This is a genomic window from Burkholderia sp. HAN2018, from assembly GCF_024704855.1.
GTDB classification, from domain to species: Bacteria; Pseudomonadota; Gammaproteobacteria; order Burkholderiales; family Burkholderiaceae; genus Burkholderia; species Burkholderia cepacia.
Map to the genome: position 1 here is coordinate 1 of NZ_QOBB01000176.1, position 16,101 is coordinate 16,101.

19 protein-coding genes are annotated in these 16,101 nt (G+C 66.5%); 4 read left to right on the top strand and 15 right to left on the bottom strand.

Annotated elements, in window-relative coordinates; translation table 11 throughout:
• Window positions 1–131 precede the first annotated feature (131 nt).
• Window positions 132–440 (top strand): VF_A0006 family four-cysteine protein, encoded by a 309-nt coding sequence (locus DPV74_RS30640; protein WP_021164244.1) that lies wholly within the window; start codon window positions 132–134, stop codon window positions 438–440.
• 107 nt (window positions 441–547) lie between these two features.
• Here the strand turns inward: DPV74_RS30640 and DPV74_RS30645 are convergent, their stop codons facing one another.
• Complete coding sequence (locus DPV74_RS30645) at window positions 548–1,363, bottom strand: MetQ/NlpA family ABC transporter substrate-binding protein (protein WP_060171899.1); 816 nt, start codon at window positions 1,361–1,363, stop codon at window positions 548–550.
• Window positions 1,364–1,567: 204 nt separating this feature from the next.
• Window positions 1,568–3,202 (bottom strand): methyl-accepting chemotaxis protein, encoded by a 1,635-nt coding sequence (locus DPV74_RS30650; RefSeq protein WP_119338553.1) that lies wholly within the window; start codon window positions 3,200–3,202, stop codon window positions 1,568–1,570.
• A gap of 225 nt (window positions 3,203–3,427) precedes the next feature.
• Here DPV74_RS30650 and DPV74_RS30655 point away from each other — a divergent pair, with 225 nt between their 5' ends.
• Window positions 3,428–3,718, top strand: coding sequence for a YciI family protein (locus DPV74_RS30655; RefSeq protein ID WP_021163754.1), 291 nt, complete (start codon window positions 3,428–3,430; stop codon window positions 3,716–3,718).
• Between the two features lie 144 nt (window positions 3,719–3,862).
• Here DPV74_RS30655 and DPV74_RS30660 read toward each other — a convergent pair whose 3' ends face one another.
• From DPV74_RS30660 to DPV74_RS30680, 5 genes are read right to left on the bottom strand one after another with little or no spacing between them, the layout of a single operon-like run.
• Entirely contained in the window at window positions 3,863–4,480 is a 618-nt protein-coding gene (locus tag DPV74_RS30660; RefSeq protein ID WP_042978155.1) for an SCO family protein, read from the bottom strand.
• A gap of 18 nt (window positions 4,481–4,498) precedes the next feature.
• Entirely contained in the window at window positions 4,499–5,401 is a 903-nt protein-coding gene (gene cyoE, locus DPV74_RS30665) for a heme o synthase (protein WP_006477738.1), read from the bottom strand.
• 8 nt (window positions 5,402–5,409) lie between these two features.
• A complete protein-coding gene (locus tag DPV74_RS30670) occupies window positions 5,410–6,522 on the bottom strand; it encodes a heme A synthase (protein ID WP_021163752.1) in 1,113 nt (370 codons plus the stop codon).
• Between the two features lie 24 nt (window positions 6,523–6,546).
• Window positions 6,547–7,173, bottom strand: coding sequence for a cytochrome c oxidase subunit I (locus DPV74_RS30675; protein WP_027789066.1), 627 nt, complete (start codon window positions 7,171–7,173; stop codon window positions 6,547–6,549).
• Between the two features lie 60 nt (window positions 7,174–7,233).
• Complete coding sequence (locus DPV74_RS30680; protein WP_059489878.1) at window positions 7,234–7,944, bottom strand: SURF1 family protein; 711 nt, start codon at window positions 7,942–7,944, stop codon at window positions 7,234–7,236.
• 84 nt (window positions 7,945–8,028) lie between these two features.
• Here DPV74_RS30680 and DPV74_RS30685 point away from each other — a divergent pair, with 84 nt between their 5' ends.
• Complete coding sequence (locus DPV74_RS30685; RefSeq protein ID WP_059688661.1) at window positions 8,029–8,238, top strand: twin transmembrane helix small protein; 210 nt, start codon at window positions 8,029–8,031, stop codon at window positions 8,236–8,238.
• A gap of 174 nt (window positions 8,239–8,412) precedes the next feature.
• Here DPV74_RS30685 and DPV74_RS30690 read toward each other — a convergent pair whose 3' ends face one another.
• From DPV74_RS30690 to DPV74_RS30725, 8 genes are all read right to left on the bottom strand, one after another.
• Window positions 8,413–9,270 (bottom strand): cytochrome c oxidase subunit 3, encoded by an 858-nt coding sequence (locus tag DPV74_RS30690; RefSeq protein WP_027789064.1) that lies wholly within the window; start codon window positions 9,268–9,270, stop codon window positions 8,413–8,415.
• Between the two features lie 138 nt (window positions 9,271–9,408).
• Window positions 9,409–9,609: a DUF2970 domain-containing protein gene (locus DPV74_RS30695; RefSeq protein ID WP_021163748.1), complete on the bottom strand. Its 201-nt coding sequence runs from the start codon at window positions 9,607–9,609 to the stop codon at window positions 9,409–9,411.
• Window positions 9,610–9,625: 16 nt separating this feature from the next.
• A complete protein-coding gene (locus DPV74_RS30700) occupies window positions 9,626–10,234 on the bottom strand; it encodes a cytochrome c oxidase assembly protein (RefSeq protein WP_011353276.1) in 609 nt (202 codons plus the stop codon).
• 35 nt (window positions 10,235–10,269) lie between these two features.
• Entirely contained in the window at window positions 10,270–10,410 is a 141-nt protein-coding gene (locus DPV74_RS30705; protein ID WP_027789063.1) for a cytochrome oxidase small assembly protein, read from the bottom strand.
• Between the two features lie 80 nt (window positions 10,411–10,490).
• Window positions 10,491–12,098, bottom strand: a complete 1,608-nt coding sequence (gene ctaD, locus DPV74_RS30710; RefSeq protein ID WP_014895962.1) for a cytochrome c oxidase subunit I — start codon at window positions 12,096–12,098, stop codon at window positions 10,491–10,493.
• A gap of 43 nt (window positions 12,099–12,141) precedes the next feature.
• Window positions 12,142–13,737 carry a cytochrome c oxidase subunit II gene (coxB, locus tag DPV74_RS30715; protein ID WP_059695036.1) on the bottom strand — a complete coding sequence of 532 codons (1,596 nt, stop codon included), beginning with the start codon at window positions 13,735–13,737 and terminating at the stop codon, window positions 12,142–12,144.
• Window positions 13,738–13,794: 57 nt separating this feature from the next.
• Window positions 13,795–14,319, bottom strand: a complete 525-nt coding sequence (locus DPV74_RS30720) for a DUF2244 domain-containing protein (RefSeq protein WP_021163744.1) — start codon at window positions 14,317–14,319, stop codon at window positions 13,795–13,797.
• 195 nt (window positions 14,320–14,514) lie between these two features.
• Window positions 14,515–15,480, bottom strand: a complete 966-nt coding sequence (locus DPV74_RS30725; RefSeq protein ID WP_027789060.1) for a methyltransferase domain-containing protein — start codon at window positions 15,478–15,480, stop codon at window positions 14,515–14,517.
• 81 nt (window positions 15,481–15,561) lie between these two features.
• On the opposite strand from DPV74_RS30725, the gene DPV74_RS30730 reads away from it, so the two are divergent.
• On the top strand, window positions 15,562–16,101 hold a 540-nt coding region (locus tag DPV74_RS30730), incomplete at its 3' end, for a ComF family protein (RefSeq protein ID WP_162923179.1).

Genomic DNA, 16,101 nt, shown 5'->3' on the forward strand with positions numbered 1-16,101 from the left:
GCCGGGGCGCCGCCACCGCGCGCGAAGCCCGGCCGGCGGCGGTTTCGGCCGGCCCCGGCGCAACGCGTCAGCCGTGCTCGCGGCTTTACGTTATGCTGTCGGCCGACCCAGTCCACGCCATCGGAGGCGACATGAAACGGGGGATCCGAGCCATCGCATTCGCGGCTGTCGCGCTGGCGTTGCCGGGGGCGGCGTTCGCGCTGACCGACGGCAGCGCGCAATACGACGACTGCATGCTCAATGCGCTGCGCGAGAGCCGCAACGGTGCGGCGGCCCAGTTGATCCAGCGCTCGTGCGACGCGCTGTACCGCAACAACGCGATGCTGCTGCCGCGCGAGCGGCGCTTTCACGAGTGCGTCGTGCAGTCGCTGCCGGGCGTGCGCGACAACTATGCGATCCAGCAGATCATGTCGATCTGCTCGCGGCGCGGCGAGATGTGAGACGGCGCCGAACGCGGCATCCTGCGGCCCCCGACCGGCCGCGCCAATGAAAAAGGGCCTGCGCGATGCAGGCCCTTTCGTTCAGCGGTCCGGCCGGTGTGCGGCGTTCAGAACGACGCGACCATCGAGCCCTTGAACTGCTTCTTGATGAATTCCCGCACTTCCTGCGACTGGTACGCCTTGACCAGCTTCTTCACCCACGGCTGGTCCTTGTCCTTCGCGCGCACGGCGATCAGGTTCGCGTACGGGCTCGTCAGCGATTCGAGCGCGATCGCGTCCTTGGTCGGCTGCAGGTTCGCGGCGAGCGCGTAGTTCGTGTTGATCACGGCCGCGTCGACGTCCGACAGCACGCGCGGCAGTTGCGCGGCGTCGAGTTCGGAGATCTTCAGCTTCTTCGGGTTCTCGGCGATGTCGAGCACCGTCGCGTTGTTGCCGCCCGTGCCGGCGCCCGCCTTCAGCTTGATCACGCCTTGCGTCTGCAGCAGCAGCAGCGCGCGGTTCTCGTTCGACGGATCGTTCGGCACCGCGAGCTTCGCGCCTTGCGGCAGGTCCTTCAGCGTCTTGAACTTCTTCGAGTACACGCCGATCGGCGAGATGTAGGTCAGGCCCGCGCTGACGATCTTGTAGCCGCGCTGCTTCACCTGGCTGTCGAGGTAAGGCTGGTGCTGGAAGCTGTTCGCGTCGAGGTCGCCCGAATCGAGCGCCGCGTTCGGCTGCACGTAGTCGTTGAACTCGATGACCTTCACGTTCAGGCCTTCCTTCTCCTTCGCGACCTTCTGCACGAGCTGCCACACTTCCGCATCCGGGCCGGCCACCGTGCCGACCTTGATCACCTTGTCTTCGGCGTGCACGCCTGCCGACAGCGTCAGCGCTGCGCCGGTGGCCAGCACGGAAAATACCTTCAGGAGACTGCGACGCTTCATCTGTTTCTCGCTTTCTTGCTTACTGGAAATGGGGCGCGATACGGGTATGCCCCGACTCGCAGGAAGGGGCAAATGGTGTCACAGGATCGGCGGGAAGTGAAATACATCCCGCTCATATGGGTATGCACCGCAGCGGTGCCGGCGGAGGCTGCGCGACTCGGCCGTTAGTTGCGTTTGATCGACGGGCGCGTCAGCCGGTGCGCGTCACGCCACCGTACGGTCGGCCGCCTTCGTTCCGAATGCAGGTTCGCGCGTCTGCCCGCCGGCCCGGCGCGGCGACAGGCCGTCTGCATCGGCGACCCGGAACGCGCCGACCGCATCGCGCAGCCGCGCGGCCTGTTCCTGCAGCGACGCGGCAGCCGCCGCCGCTTCCTCGACGAGCGCCGCGTTCTGCTGCGTCACCTGATCCATCTGCGTGACCGCGCGCCCGACCTGCGTGATGCCGCTCGCCTGCTCCTCGGACGCGGCCGCGATCTCGCCCATGATGTCGGTCACGCGCGCGACGGCCTGGAGGATCTCGCCCATCGTCGTGCCGGCCTGGCCGACCAGCGTCGAGCCGTTGCGCACGCGCTCGACCGAGTCGACGATCAGCTCGCGGATCTCCTTCGCGGCCGTCGCGCTGCGCTGCGCGAGCGAGCGCACTTCGCCCGCGACCACCGCGAAGCCGCGGCCCTGCTCGCCCGCGCGCGCGGCTTCGACCGCCGCGTTCAGCGCGAGGATGTTGGTCTGGAACGCGATGCCCTCGATCACGCCGATGATGTCGGCGATCTTGCGCGAGCTGTCGTCGATCTCGCCCATCGTGCCGATCACGCGGTTCACGACGTCGCTCCCCGTGCGCGCGATCTCCGATGCGTTGTTCGCCAGCCCGCTCGCCTGTCGTGCGTTGTCGGCGTTCTGCTTCACCGTCGCGGTCAGCTGCTCCATGCTCGCGGCGGTTTCCTCCAGCGACGCGGCCTGCTCCTCGGTGCGCTGCGACAGGTCGTCGTTGCCGGCCGAGATCTGGCGGCTCGCCGACGCGATCGATCCGGCCGACTGGCGAATCCCGCCGATCGTCGCCTGCAGGCGGGCCTGCATGTCGTGCATCGCGGCCATCATGCTCGTACGGTCGCCCGCGCGCACGGGCACCGGCTGCGTCAGGTCGCCCTGCGCGATGCGCGCCGCGAGCGCGGCCGCTTCGTCGGGCTCGCCGCCGAGGCTGCCGCGCACGTTGCGGATGATCACCAGCATCGCCGCGCTGATCACGAAGCCGATCACGAGCACGACCGCGAGGTGGCCGAGCAGCGTCCGGTAATAGATGGTGTCGATGTCCTTCAGGAAGACGCCGCTCGAGATGTTCCAGTCCCACGGCGTGAAGCGCGTGACGTAGCTGATCTTCGGCGCGGCGGTTTCGCTGTGCGGCAGGCGCCCGCGGTACTCGGCGAAGCCGCTGCCGGTTTCCTTCGCGGCGTTCAGGATCGTGACGAACAGCGGCTTGCCGTCCGGGTCGAGATAGTCGCCGACCTGCGTGCCGACCAGCTTCGGCAGCGTCGGATGCATCAGCACGACCGGCTTCGAATCCATCACGAACACGTAGCCCGAATCGCCATAGCGCATCGCGGCCAGGCTCGCGAGCGCGTCGCGCTTCGCGTCGGCCTCGGGCAGCGTGCCGCCCTGCGCAAGTGCGTGATACGCCTTCACGATGCCGGCCGCCGAGTCGACGAGATTCACGATGCCTGCCTTGCGTTCGGCGAGCATCGTCGCGCGTGTCTCGTATGCGCTCCATGCGCCGACGCCCAGGAGACCGATCCATACCAGCGCAAGCGCGAGCCACAGCTTGCGGTTCAAACTCATTCTGCTCATCTGCGTGCCTTTGTCGATGTCGATGCGCACGCTGCGCGCGAACGGCCCGCCCCGCGCAAACGCTTGCCTTTTTATTTACGGCACCGAGGCTTACAACTTGAATACGCGCGGGTGCGGCGAACCGCCGGTCGGTCGGCCGCACCCGGCGCGACAGCCCGCATCCGCTGTGCTAAAAAGACCGGCTGGCCGGCACACGAGGAGCCGGCACCATTCCGGGGGCCATCCATGTACGTCATCGACATCCACTACACCGCATCGCTCGAACACATCGACGATGCGCTCGAACGCCATCGCGCATTCCTGCAGCCGCAGTTCGACAAGGGCATCTTCATCGCGGCCGGGCCGAAGGTGCCGCGCGAAGGCGGCGTGATCCTCGCGGCCCGCATCGATCGCGACGAGCTCGACGCGATCCTGAAGACCGATCCGTTCGTCACCGAGGGGCTTGCCACGTATCGCGTGACGGAATTCCGGATCACGCGTGCCGCATCCGGCTTCAACGTCCCCGCGCTGCCGTAACGCGACATGCGACGCGTGCGCGATGCACGCGCGCCGACACGCCGCCCGACGGGCGGCGCATGCCAACAACGAGGAGAGAACCAGGGTGACGGCGCGTGACGGCCGTCACGCGCAACGCCGGGCCGGGCGCCCGGCGGCGGCCGGTCAGTCGACCAGCAGCTTCAGGTCGTGGACCCACGGGCCGGGGCCCTGGCCGTCACGCACGAACAGGCGCAGCTTGCCGTCGCGGTCGAACACGTAGCTCGCGGCGGTGTGATCCATCGTGTAGCTGCCGGGCGTCTTGCCGGGCACCTTCGCGTAGTACACGCGGAAATCCTTCGTGACCTTCTTCAGCGCGGCTTCGTCGGCCGGCCGCAGGCCGATGAACGACGGATCGAACGCGGGCACGTACTGGCCGAGCAGCGCCGGCGTGTCACGCTCCGGGTCGACGGTGACGAACAGCACCTGCACGCGTTTCGCGGCATCGGGCCCGAGCTGCTTCAACGCTTCGGACAGCTCGGCCATCGTCGTCGGGCACACGTCAGGGCAATGCGTATAGCCGAAGAACATCACGACGGCCTTGCCCTTGAAATCGCCGAGCGTGCGCACCTTGCCGGCCGTATCGGGCAGCGAGAAGTCGCTGCCGAACTGCGTGTTGCCGGTGATGTCGAGATTCTGGAATTTCGGCGCGTTGTCGCATCCGGCGAGCAGCAGCGCTGCCGTGAATGCGCATGCGAGCATCCAGCCTTGGCGCGCGCGGCGCCCGAACCGTGATTGGAGCATTGCGTTCAAACCGTGCGGTTACACGCCGAGCAGCGGGCGTGCATAGTGATCGACGAGCAGCGCGGCAAACAACAGCGACAGGTAGACGATCGAGTAGCGGAAGGCCTTGCGGGCGAGTTCGTCCGAATAGTCGCGATGGATCTTCCACGCATACGCGAGGAACACCGCGCCGAGCAGCACCGCGCTCGTCAGGTAGACGGCCCCGCTCATCCCGGAGATGAACGGCATCAGCGTGACCGCGAACAGGATCACCGTGTACAGCAGGATGTGCAGCCGCGTGAACTTCTCGCCGTGCGTGACGGGCAGCATCGGCAGCCCCGCGTTCTCGTAATCCTTGCGGCGATACAGCGCGAGCACCCAGAAATGCGGCGGCGTCCACACGAAGATGATCAGCACGAGGATCCACGCGTCGCCCGGCACCGCGCCGGTGACCGCGGCCCACCCGAGCGCCGGCGGCATCGCGCCTGACGCGCCGCCGATCACGATGTTCTGCGGCGTCATCGGCTTGAGCAGCAGCGTGTAGATCACCGCATAACCGACGAAGGTGGCGATCGTCAGCCACATCGTCAGCGGGTTCGTGAACGTATAGAGCGTCCATGCGCCGACGCTGCCGAGCACGGCCGAGAACAGCAGGATCTGCGGCGTCGTGATCTCGCCGCGCGCGGACGGGCGCCACGCGGTACGGCGCATCATCGCGTCGATCTTCTGTTCGACGAGGCAGTTGATCGCGAACGCCGCGCCGGCCAGCAGCCAGATGCCGACCGTACCGCCGATCAGCACGTGCCACGGCACCATGCCCGGCGTCGCGAGGAACATGCCGATCACCGCGCAGAACACCGCGAGCTGCGTGACACGCGGCTTCGTCAGCGCCATGTACTGGGAAAAGCGGCTACCGGGCGATTGGGAGAGGGTGCTTTGCATGGGGGCGGTCACGCCGGGGCGGCGTCGCGCGCGGGCTGCGCGACACGGCCGGGGCGGCTTGAAAGGATGCGAAAGTTTAACATGACGACGAGCAGCAGCAGGATCGCGGCCCCGCCGTTGTGCGCGACGGCGACCGGCAGCGGCCACTGCAGCACGATGTTGGTCAGGCCCGTCACGAACTGCAGCAGGACGACCAGCAGCACGCCGTTCGCGGGGCGCCGCAGCGATTCGAAGCGGCGCATCTTCAGCGCGAACGCGACCAGATACGCGACCACGACGAACGCGAACGTGCGGTGCGTCCAGTGGATCGCGACCAGCGCGTCCTGCGTGATCGCGTCGCCGTCCTTCGTCATTCCGAGCGCGCGCCACAGGTGGAAGCCGTGCTGGAAGTCCATCGGCGGAATCCACTGGCCGTTGCAGGTCGGGAAGTCGGTGCATGCGAGCACCGCGTAGTTGGTGCTCACCCAGCCGCCGAGCGCGATCTGCACGACCAGCAGCACGAGCGCCGCGAGCGCGGCCGCGCGATAGCGGCCGGCTTCCGGATCGTACGACGGCAGCGGCGTCTGCCGCGCCGCAAGCCACCCGAGCGTGCCGAGCAGCGTGAGGCCGAGCAGCAGGTGGATCGTGACGATCACCGGCTGCAGCTTCATCGTGACCGTCCACGCGCCGAACGCGCCCTGCACGAGGATCAGCAGCAGCAGGCTCGTCGGCCACCACGGCGACACGTGCAGCGGGCGGCGGCGCAGCCTTGCAGACCACGCGATCACGACCTGCGCGATGATCAGCACGCCGATCGCCATCGCGAAATAGCGGTGGATCATCTCGATCCACGCCTTGGTCATGCTGACGGGGCCCGTCGGCATCGCCTGGTGCGCGGCCGTGATCGCGGCGTGCGCGATGAACGGCGACGACGTGCCGTAGCAGCCGGGCCAGTCAGGGCAGCCGAGCCCCGAGTCGGTCAGCCGCGTGAAGCCGCCGAACATCACGAGGTCGAGCGTCAGGAAGGTGGTGATCCACACCAGCTTGCGAAACTTGTTGTCGTCGGCCTTCACCCACACGTACGACAGCGGCAGCAGCGCGATGCACAGGCCGATCAGGCCGAGTTGCAGTAGATACGACATCGGTTCTTTGCCTCTCGTCTTGCCTTAGCCGATGCTCGACCACTTCAGCAGCTTCGTCACGTCCGACTTGATCTTGCTGGGGTTCGGATCCTTCGGGAAACGCATCATCAGGTTGCCGTTCGGGTCGACCATGTAGAGGTGGTCGCTGTCCTTCGTGCCGGCATCGGCCGGCAGCCATGCGGCCACTGCGGCCGGATCGGCGACGAGCCGGCGCGTGTCGGGGTACGCGTCGAGCACCTTCTGCGGCATCGCGCCCGCATCGCTGCGCAGCCACACCATCGTGATCCGGTGCCGCTCGCCCGCCTGCGTCACGCGGATCTGGCGCATGAAATAGAGCTTCTGCGCGCATGCGTCGTCACACGCGCTGCGGTCGGTCATCACGAACAGCCACACGCCGCGCAGCGACGACAGCGGCACGGTCTTGCCGGTTTCGTCGGTCACCTGCAGATCCGCGGGGATCGGCCGCTGCGGCTCGATCAGCGTGCCGTAGTTCGTCGAGCCGCCCTTCGGCTTGATCACGTAATAGGTGAAGTACGACGCGATCATCGGTGCCGCGCACACGAGACCCAGCAGCACGAGCATCCAGCGGCCGCGCTTGCGGGCCGCCGGCGACATCGGCGCAGCGGCCGAACCCTGACGGGAAGATTGCATGGACAAATCAGACCTCTCGAAACGAACCCGCGGCGCCGGCGCCGCGTCCTGGCATGGCGCTCACGCGCCGGCCGACTTCTTCGCCGCACGCCGCGCGGCGTACAGGCCGAAGCCGAGCGCGGCCGCCGCCATCGCCCACCACTGAAACATGTAACCGTAATTGCGCTCGACGCCGGTCGTCGCCGCCGGCCAGTCGCGCACGAGCTTGTCGCCGTCGTCGCTCGTCTGCTGGATCACGAACGGCTGCAGCGGCAGCCCGGTTTCCTTCGCATACGCGGCGACGTCCAGGTTCTGCCGGATCTTCTGGTGCGCCGCCGACCCGCCTTCGCCGAGCTCGAACGCACGCGACGCGTCGGCGCGCGCGATGCCCACGATCTCGACGTCGCCCGCGGGCGTCGCGAACGGCTCGATCGCCGTGCGATCGGCGATATTGCGCGGCAGCCAGCCGCGGTTCACGAGCACGACGCCGCCGCCCGTGAGTTTAAACGGCATCACGACGTAAAAACCCGGCTGGTCGTTATACGGCCGATTGTCGAGGAACACCGCCTGTTCAGGCAGGAAACGGCCCTTCGCCCGCACGCGGTGAAACTCGATCGACGCGAGCGGCATCGGCTGCGCGCCGACGTCGACGGGCGCCGCCTGCTCGTAGCGCTCGATGCTCGCCTGCAGCGCTTCCTTCTGGTGCGCGCGGTCGCGCTGCCAGAAACCGAGACGGATCGTGACCGCGACGACGACGAGAATCAGCAGCGCAGGCAGCCAGCGAATCTTCATCATGCAGCCCGCCCGGCGTGTGCCGGAACGCGAAGTGCGATAATTATCCTCTTCCTTCCGAATTGCCGCCGTCCGGTTCGTGTCATGCACATACTCGTTCCCATCGCCTTCGTCCTCATCATTGCCAGCATGGGCTCGGCGCTCTACTTCATGATGCACGACCGCGGCCACACGAAACGCATGGTCTGGTCGCTCGCCACCCGCGTCGGGCTGTCGGTCTCGCTGTTCCTGCTCATCCTGGTCGCGAACTGGATGGGCTGGATCCATTCGACCGGCCTGCCGATCGGGCGTTGATGCCGCTGCCGCGGTCGCCGCTGTGACATTTCGCCGCACGGCCGCGCCACCAAGCAAAAGCGCCGCCTGACTGAGTCGCGGCGGCGCCAGGGTGGTGTCGCTCGCAGCCTCGCTGCCGCGCCCACGACACCAATGAAAACGGCCCGCGCATTGCTGCGCGGGCCGTTTTTCCATTTACAGCCAGTAGACGACGACGTACAGGCCGAGCCAGACGACGTCGACGAAGTGCCAGTACCACGCGGCGCCTTCGAATGCGAAGTGGTGATCGGGCTTGAAGTGGCCGCGGATCATCCGCACCAGCACCACCGCGAGCATCGTGCCGCCGAGGAACACGTGGAAGCCGTGGAAGCCCGTCAGCAGGAAGAACGTCGAACCGTACACGCCCGAGTTCAGCGTCAGGTTCAGTTCGTTGTACGCGTGGTAGTACTCGAAGCCCTGCAGGAACAGGAAGCAGATACCGAACACGAGCGTCGCGGCCAGCCATGCGATCGCCTTCTTGCGATGGTCGTCACGCAGCGCGTGGTGCGAGATCGTCAGCGTCACGCCCGACGACAGCAGGAACGCGGTGTTCAGCGTCGGGATCGGCCACGGGCCCATCGTCTTGAAGTGACCGGCGAGTGCTGCCGGGCCTTCGTTCGGCCACACGGCGGAGAAATCCGGCCAGATCAGCTTGTAGTCGAGGCTGCCGAGCTGGTGCAGCGCGATTTCACGTGCATAGAACAGGGCGCCGAAGAACGCGCCGAAGAACATGACTTCCGAGAAGATGAACCAGCTCATGCTCCAGCGGTACGACTTGTCGACGTTCTTGCCGTAATGACCGCCTTCCGACTCGGCGATCGCGTCGCCGAACCAGTGATACAGCGTGAAGAGCAACCACAGCAGGCCGAGCAGTGCCGTAAACGGCGCCCAGTCGTGACCGTTGATCCACAGCGCCGCCGATCCGAGCATGACCAGCAGGCCGATGGCCGCACTGATCGGATGGTGCGACGGATGCGGCACGAAATAGTACGGGGTCTGGTTTTGACCGCTCATGCTTGATTCTCCACTTCTGTCCAATTTGTGTACCGGAAACCGCTCCGGCTTTATTTCTTGCGCGGCGTGACCGCCACCGCTCTTTCCTGCACGCGGCGCCGTGGCGCCGCGCACTGCATTCTTTCGTGGCCGCGCGCCTCAGCCCACGACGGCACGCACGATCAGGATCAGCACGCCGATGAACACACCGGCCGCCAGCAACGCGACAATCAGCACGTGCAGCGGATTCAGCTGCGTCGCGTCGGCCTCCAGGTCGCGCCGCTTGCGCACCCCGAAGAACGACCACAGCACGGCCTTCAGCGCCTGACCGAACGACCCGCCCCGCTTGACCTCCGTCATCGCCCCGCCTCCGTCGTCATGCGTCCGGCTTCGCCGCGCCCTGCGCCGCGGTCTTGCCCGGCGCCGGCGCCGGCGTGGCCGGCGTATTCAGCTCGAAGAACGTGTACGACAGCGTGATCGTCTTCACGTCCTTCGGCAGTTTCGGATCGATCACGAACACCACCGGCATCTTGCGCGATTCGTTCGCGGCCAGCGTCTGCTGCGTAAAGCAAAAGCACTCGATCTTCTTGAAGAACTCCGTCGCCTGCTTCGGCGCGTAGCTCGGAATCGCCTGTGCAACGACCGGCCTGCCCTGCCCGTTCGTCACGTCGTACACGATCGTCGTCAGCTCACCCGGATGCACGTCGAGGCTGTTGTGCTCCGGCTTGAAACCGAGCGGGCCGCGCGCATTCGCGTCGAACTCGACCGACACCGTGCGGCTGGTGTCGACCTGCGAATTCTTCACCTCGCGCTCGCTCACATCGCGCTGCACCAGGTTGTTGATGCCGGTGATCTGGCAGATCGCCCGGTACATCGGGATCAGCGCGAAGCCGAAACCGAACATCAGCCCGGCCACGACGAAGAGCTTCACCAGCATCGAACGATTGAACGCGCGATCGACGGCGCCCTCTTCCGGCTTCGACATACGACAACTTCCTCGCTACTGCGTCTGTTGCTGCATCAGTGAGTGGACAGCCACCACTGCTTGATCACGACACCCACAAAAAAAACGGCGGCGATGACGAGCAGGATGAGGCCGAGCCGCTTGTTGCCCGCGCGGATCTGCTCGGGCGTTCGTCTTTGTTGTGGATTCCGGTTCATCTGAAACTTCGCTGACATTTCAATTCCGCGCCCGCCGCGCCTGCCTGCGCGGCAGGCAACGGCGGAGCGCAGGGTGAAACTTATTCGACGTGCGGCGGTTGCTCGAACGTATGGAAGGGAGCCGGGCTCGGCACCGTCCACTCGAGGCCCGTCGCGCCGTCCCACGGCTTGTCCGACGCCTTTTCCAGCTCGCCGCCGCCACGGTAGGCCGGCAGCGCGACCGCGAACAGGAAGTACACCTGCGCGAGGCCGAAGCCGAATGCGCCGATCGTCGCGACCTGGTTGAAGTCCGTGAACTGCGCCGGGTAGTCCGCATAACGACGCGGCATGCCGGCGAGACCGACGAAGTGCATCGGGAAGAACGTCAGGTTGAAGAAGATCATCGACGACCAGAAGTGGATCTTGCCGCGCGTCTCGTTGTACATCCAGCCCGTCCACTTCGGCGCCCAGTAGTACCAGCCCGAGAACAGCGCGAACAGCGAGCCGGCCACCAGCACGTAGTGGAAGTGCGCCACCACGAAGTAGGTGCCGTGATACTGGATGTCGAGCGGCGCCATCGCGAGCATCAGGCCCGTGAGGCCGCCGAACGTGAACACGAACAGGAAGCCGATCGCGAACAGCATCGGGGTTTCGAAGGTCATCGAGCCGCGCCACATCGTCGCGAGCCAGTTGAACACCTTCACGCCCGTCGGCACCGCGATCAGCATCGTCGCGTACATGAAGAACAGCTGGCCGGTGACCGGCATGCCCGTTGCGAACATGTGGTGCGCCCAGACCATGAACGACAGGATCGCGATCGAAGCCGTCGCGTACACCATCGAGCTATAGCCGAACAGCGTCTTGCGTGCGAACGCCGGGATCACCTGCGACACGATCCCGAACGCCGGCAGAATCATGATGTACACCTCGGGGTGACCGAAGAACCAGAAGATGTGCTGGTACATCACCGGGTCGCCGCCGCCTGCCGCGTTGAAGAACGACGTGCCGAAGTGACGGTCGAACAGCACCATCGTGATCGCGCCCGCCAGAACCGGCATCACCGCGATCAGCAGGTACGCCGTGATCAGCCACGTCCATGCGAACATCGGCATCTTCATCAGCGTCATGCCCGGTGCGCGCATGTTCAGGATCGTCACGACGATGTTGATCCCGCCCATGATCGACGACGCACCCATGATGTGCACCGCGAAGATCGCGAAGTCCATGCCCGGGCCCATCTGCGTCGACAGCGGCGCGTAGAGCGTCCAGCCGGCGGCCGTCGCGCCGCCCGGCGCGAAGAACGAACCGACCAGCAGCACGGCAGCGACCGGCAGCAGCCAGAAGCTGAAGTTGTTCATCCGCGCGAACGCCATGTCGGATGCGCCGATCTGCAGCGGAATCATCCAGTTCGCGAAGCCGACGAACGCCGGCATGATCGCGCCGAACACCATGATCAGGCCGTGCATCGTCGTGAGTTCGTTGAAGAACTCCGGACGCATGATCTGCAGGCCCGGCTCGAACAGCTCGGCCCGGATGCCGAGGGCCATCACGCCGCCCGACAGGAACATGATGAACGAGAACAGCAGGTACAGCGTACCGATGTCCTTGTGGTTGGTGGCGAACAGCCAGCGCCGCCAGCCGTGCGGCATTTCGTGCGCGTGGTCGTCGTGCGCGTGGTCCGCGGCTACGTCGTGCCCGATGCTAGACATGAGAATCTCCTAATGCGAATACGTCGACTAACTCAGCGACACGTCAAGCCGCCGGCCCGATCTCGACACGCCGGGCTTCCTTCGCGTCCGCCCCGCCCGTGATCGTTTCCGGCTTTTTGAGAATAATGTGGTCTTCCGCCACGCCTGCTGCCTTCAGCGCGTCGCGCACGGCTTGCGCACGATGCTTCGCCAGTTCGGCGTTCGCGTCGGCCGAGCCCGTCTTGTCGGTGAAGCCCGACAGCGCGAGCTTCGCGTCCGGATGTGCCTTCGCATAGTCGGCCGCGGCGGCGATCGCCGCTTTCGCGTCGGCCGGCAGCACGCTTTTGCCCGTCTCGAAGTAGATCGTCGACAGCGCGGCCGATGCCGACGCTGCCGCCGGCTGTTCGGCTGCGCCCGACGCGGCTTGCGCCGGCGCCGAAGCCGCGTCGGCCGGTGCTGCGGCGCCTGCGGTGTCTTCCGGCATCTTGCCGTTACGCGCGTCGGCCACTTGCTTCGGCTGCAGCAGGTCGTTCTTGTGGTTGCCCCACGAGTTGCGTTCGTACGTGATGACCGAAGCGATGTCGAGATCCGACAGCGACGCCCACGACGGCATCGCGCCCTTGCCGTGCAGCACGCGCTCGACGTGGCCGGCGATCGGGCCGTTCACGATCGGGCTGCCGTCCATGGCCGGGAATGCGCCGAGACCCTTGCCGCTCACCTGGTGGCAGGCCGCGCAGTTCGCCTTGTAGACTTCCTCGCCGTGCGCGACGAGTTCGGCCATCGTGTAGACCTTGTTCGGATCGACTGCGGCGCCGGCCAGCTTGGCCTTCTGCGCGGTGACCCACTTCGCGTAGTCTTCGTCCGACAGGACTTCGACGACGACCGGCATGTACGCGTGTTCCTTGCCGCACAGCTCGGTACAGAAACCGCGGAACGTACCGACCTTGTCGGCCTTGAACCACGTGTCGCGCACGAAGCCGGGGATCGCATCCTGCTTCACGCCGAACGCGGGCACGTACCACGAGTGGACGACGTCGTTCGCGGTCGTGATGATGCGGATCTTCTTGTTGACCGGCACGACGAGCGGGTTGTCGACTTCCTGCAGGTAGGTGTCGGTGATCGGCTTCTTGCCCATCACTTCGTCACGCGGGGTGCTGAGCGTCGACAGGAAGCCGATGCCCTCGCCCGGGCCCTTCACGTAGTCGTAGCCCCACTTCCACTGGTAGCCGGTGACCTTGATCGTGAGATCGGCGTTGGTCGTGTCCTTCATCGCGACGACGGCCTTCGTCGCCGGCAGCGCCATCAGCACGACGATGACGAACGGCACGATCGTCCAGATGATCTCGACGGTCGTGCTTTCATGGAAATTGGCGGCCTTGTGGCCCTTGGATTTGCGGTGCGCGAAGATCGAATAGAACATCACGCCGAACACGCCGACGAAGATCACCGTACACAGGATCAGCATCATCGTGTGGAGATCGTAGAGCTCCTCGGCGATTTTCGTGACCGGCGGCTGAAAGTTGATCTCGTTGACGCGGGGGCCGCCCGGGCTATCACCGACCGCCAGGGCGGCACCGGCAAAGAGCAATCCGCTGCATGCCAGCACGCCCGTGAGGGCTCGCTTGATTGTTTTCATAGCATCCTTACCCAAAATTTCCATTCAAACCCTCCCCCGTCGCAAGCCTCCGGCCCGTTTCCGGCCAGTGCCCGCGCCTCGTCAGCCGCAGCGCCTGAGCGATGCACGCAGTTCGTCGGCGAACTGCGCACGCTTGTACTGCGCGAGATGCTGCCCGATTACGACGGTCTGCCCGCGCGATACCAGCCGAATCGGATCGCGTGGCGTCGCACCCGGCTCGACCCGCACCCAGCGCGGGTTGAATTCGATCTGCGTGAGCCGCTCCGCATCCATCCGCTCGATCACGAGCCGGTGCGGATACAGCCTGATGCGTTCGTAATCGACCGCATGGCGAGCATAGATCGCAAATGCGACACCCACCGCCAGCAACTCGATTCCGGTGAAGGGCATGACGAGCCAGGCCCCCCGCCACATCAGCAATGTCGCGATCACCAGCGAGAAGCCCGCGAGCGACGCGTAAAACAGCACGAACTGGCGCGGCGACGCCGAACAGTTGCGTTTCATCAGCCAGTCTTCGAGGACCGGCTCGCCGTTCGTCGTCTCCGCCAAAACCCTCGCTGCTTCCATCGCCGCCTCACGCGAATGGCATGCGATGCATGCCTGCATCGGACTCGTCGCCCCGTATTGCGGGGACCCCGGGACGACAAGCTGACGCATTATAGGCGGGTTCAATGGCATCCACAAGCAAGCGGCTATCGCCCCGCAAGCCAAGCGCGACAAGCTTTCCGGCCATTTCAGGCGCCAATTCGACCCCGCTTTGCGCCGCTAATTTCAGACATAACAAAACCCCTCTTTACCGCTCTACCGATTCTTCGGACGCCCCTTTCCGATGTCCTCGATGCGCACGATCCCGTGCCCCTCGGCGGTCGTGCGCGGCACGGCCTTCCACGCGTGGCCGTAGATCACTTCGAACGTCAGGGCGATCGTGCCGTCCGCGCGCCGGCGCGCCTCCAGCGCGTCGCCGAGCGCCGCGCGAAAGCGCCGGGTCGCGCGCTGCGGCGCCTCGCGCTCGAACGGATAGGCGCCCCAGCGGCGCACGTCGGCCAGCAGGGAGTCGGGGGTCTTGTAGGTGACGGTCAGCACTTCCTGATCCATCACGGGAATCTCGAAGCCGCTCTCGACGAGCATGTCGCCGAGGTCGTGCATGTCGACGAAATCGATCACGCGCGCGGCGGGCGGCGCAATGCCGAGCGCCGCTTCCGCATCCGCGCAGGCCGCGCGCAGTTCGCGCAGCGTGTCGGGGCCGAGCGTGCTGAACATCAGCAGCCCGTTCACGCGCAACACGCGCTGCCATTCGGGCAGCACCGTGTCCGGACGCGAATGCCAGTGGAGCGCGAGATTCGACCAGATCAGGTCGAACGCGCCGCCCGGGAACGGCAGCGCGGCGAAGTCGGCCTGGGCGACGCGGGGGCCGCGCTGGCCCAGCGCACGGCCGAGCGAGGCCGGCAGCCAGCGGCGCCAGCTCGTCTGCTCGACCTCGCGCTGACCGGCTCGCGCGAGCATCGCGCCGGACAGGTCGACGCCGAATACGGGTGCCTCCGGAAAGCGCGCGCGCAGCGCCGGCAGGTCGTCCCCCGGGCCGCAGCCCGCGTCCAGCACGGCCGCGGGGCTTACCTTGATGTATTCGAGGCGCTCGTTCATCCGCTGCGCGATCTCGCGCGGCAGGAACGCGACCGCGTCGAACGTGGCGGCGCGGCGGTCGAAGATCCGCCGCAGGCGCCTTGCGTCATTGGCCGGACGGCCGGTTGAAGTCGAAGCTGGGGACATGTCGGGCACACTGGCGAAGAGCCCGAAGTATACTCGCTCGCCCCGCGGGCTTCATTGAGGCGGGGTGTCAGGAGTGTTGCGATGATCCGCAGTTCCGCCCGGCGCACGATGCGCGTCGCTTTGTCGCAGGTTCGCGCGCTGGCCGCGCGCGTCGCCGCGGTCGCGCTGCCGAATCGCTGCGCACTGTGCGGCAATTTGTCACACACGATGATTTGCGTCGCCTGCGACGCCGCGTACTGGAACGAAGCGCGGCTACGCTGCGGCGTCTGCGCGATACCGCTGGGCATCGGGCAACCGCGTTCGCACCGGCTCCGCGGCGCTCGCGCCGGCAGTGCGGACGCGTACCGTTGCGACGCGTGCCGTGCGGCACCGCCGCCGTTCGATGCGACGCTCGCGCTGGCGGATTACCGCGCGCCGCTCGACGGGCTCGCGCGCGGCCTGAAGTTTCACCGGCAACTCGCGCTCGGCACCGAATTCGCGGCACGGCTCGCGCGGCTGATCGACGATACGCCCGGCGCCAGCGGCTTCGACCTGGTGGCGCCGGTGCCGCTGTCGCACCGGCGGCTCGTCGCGCGCGGCTACAACCAGGCGTGGGCGATCGCGCGCCCGCTCGCGCGGCGG

What these genes read in the sequence shown, in the direction of transcription:
- DPV74_RS30655 (WP_021163754.1), top strand. Translation starts at nt 3,428, where the DNA reads ATGTACGTCATCGACATCCACTACACCGCATCGCTCGAACACATCGAC.
- DPV74_RS30690 (WP_027789064.1), bottom strand. Translation starts at nt 9,270, where the DNA reads ATGAGCGGTCAAAACCAGACCCCGTACTATTTCGTGCCGCATCCGTCG.
- DPV74_RS30650 (WP_119338553.1), bottom strand. Translation starts at nt 3,202, where the DNA reads ATGAGCAGAATGAGTTTGAACCGCAAGCTGTGGCTCGCGCTTGCGCTG.
- DPV74_RS30645 (WP_060171899.1), bottom strand. Translation starts at nt 1,363, where the DNA reads ATGAAGCGTCGCAGTCTCCTGAAGGTATTTTCCGTGCTGGCCACCGGC.
- DPV74_RS30725 (WP_027789060.1), bottom strand. Translation starts at nt 15,480, where the DNA reads ATGTCCCCAGCTTCGACTTCAACCGGCCGTCCGGCCAATGACGCAAGG.
- DPV74_RS30675 (WP_027789066.1), bottom strand. Translation starts at nt 7,173, where the DNA reads ATGCAATCTTCCCGTCAGGGTTCGGCCGCTGCGCCGATGTCGCCGGCG.
- DPV74_RS30720 (WP_021163744.1), bottom strand. Translation starts at nt 14,319, where the DNA reads ATGCAGGCATGCATCGCATGCCATTCGCGTGAGGCGGCGATGGAAGCA.
- DPV74_RS30640 (WP_021164244.1), top strand. Translation starts at nt 132, where the DNA reads ATGAAACGGGGGATCCGAGCCATCGCATTCGCGGCTGTCGCGCTGGCG.
- DPV74_RS30705 (WP_027789063.1), bottom strand. Translation starts at nt 10,410, where the DNA reads ATGAACCGGAATCCACAACAAAGACGAACGCCCGAGCAGATCCGCGCG.
- DPV74_RS30680 (WP_059489878.1), bottom strand. Translation starts at nt 7,944, where the DNA reads ATGAAGATTCGCTGGCTGCCTGCGCTGCTGATTCTCGTCGTCGTCGCG.
- cyoE (WP_006477738.1), bottom strand. Translation starts at nt 5,401, where the DNA reads ATGCAAAGCACCCTCTCCCAATCGCCCGGTAGCCGCTTTTCCCAGTAC.
- DPV74_RS30670 (WP_021163752.1), bottom strand. Translation starts at nt 6,522, where the DNA reads ATGTCGTATCTACTGCAACTCGGCCTGATCGGCCTGTGCATCGCGCTG.
- coxB (WP_059695036.1), bottom strand. Translation starts at nt 13,737, where the DNA reads ATGGAAATTTTGGGTAAGGATGCTATGAAAACAATCAAGCGAGCCCTC.
- DPV74_RS30695 (WP_021163748.1), bottom strand. Translation starts at nt 9,609, where the DNA reads ATGACGGAGGTCAAGCGGGGCGGGTCGTTCGGTCAGGCGCTGAAGGCC.
- DPV74_RS30660 (WP_042978155.1), bottom strand. Translation starts at nt 4,480, where the DNA reads ATGCTCCAATCACGGTTCGGGCGCCGCGCGCGCCAAGGCTGGATGCTC.
- DPV74_RS30700 (WP_011353276.1), bottom strand. Translation starts at nt 10,234, where the DNA reads ATGTCGAAGCCGGAAGAGGGCGCCGTCGATCGCGCGTTCAATCGTTCG.
- DPV74_RS30685 (WP_059688661.1), top strand. Translation starts at nt 8,029, where the DNA reads ATGCACATACTCGTTCCCATCGCCTTCGTCCTCATCATTGCCAGCATG.
- ctaD (WP_014895962.1), bottom strand. Translation starts at nt 12,098, where the DNA reads ATGTCTAGCATCGGGCACGACGTAGCCGCGGACCACGCGCACGACGAC.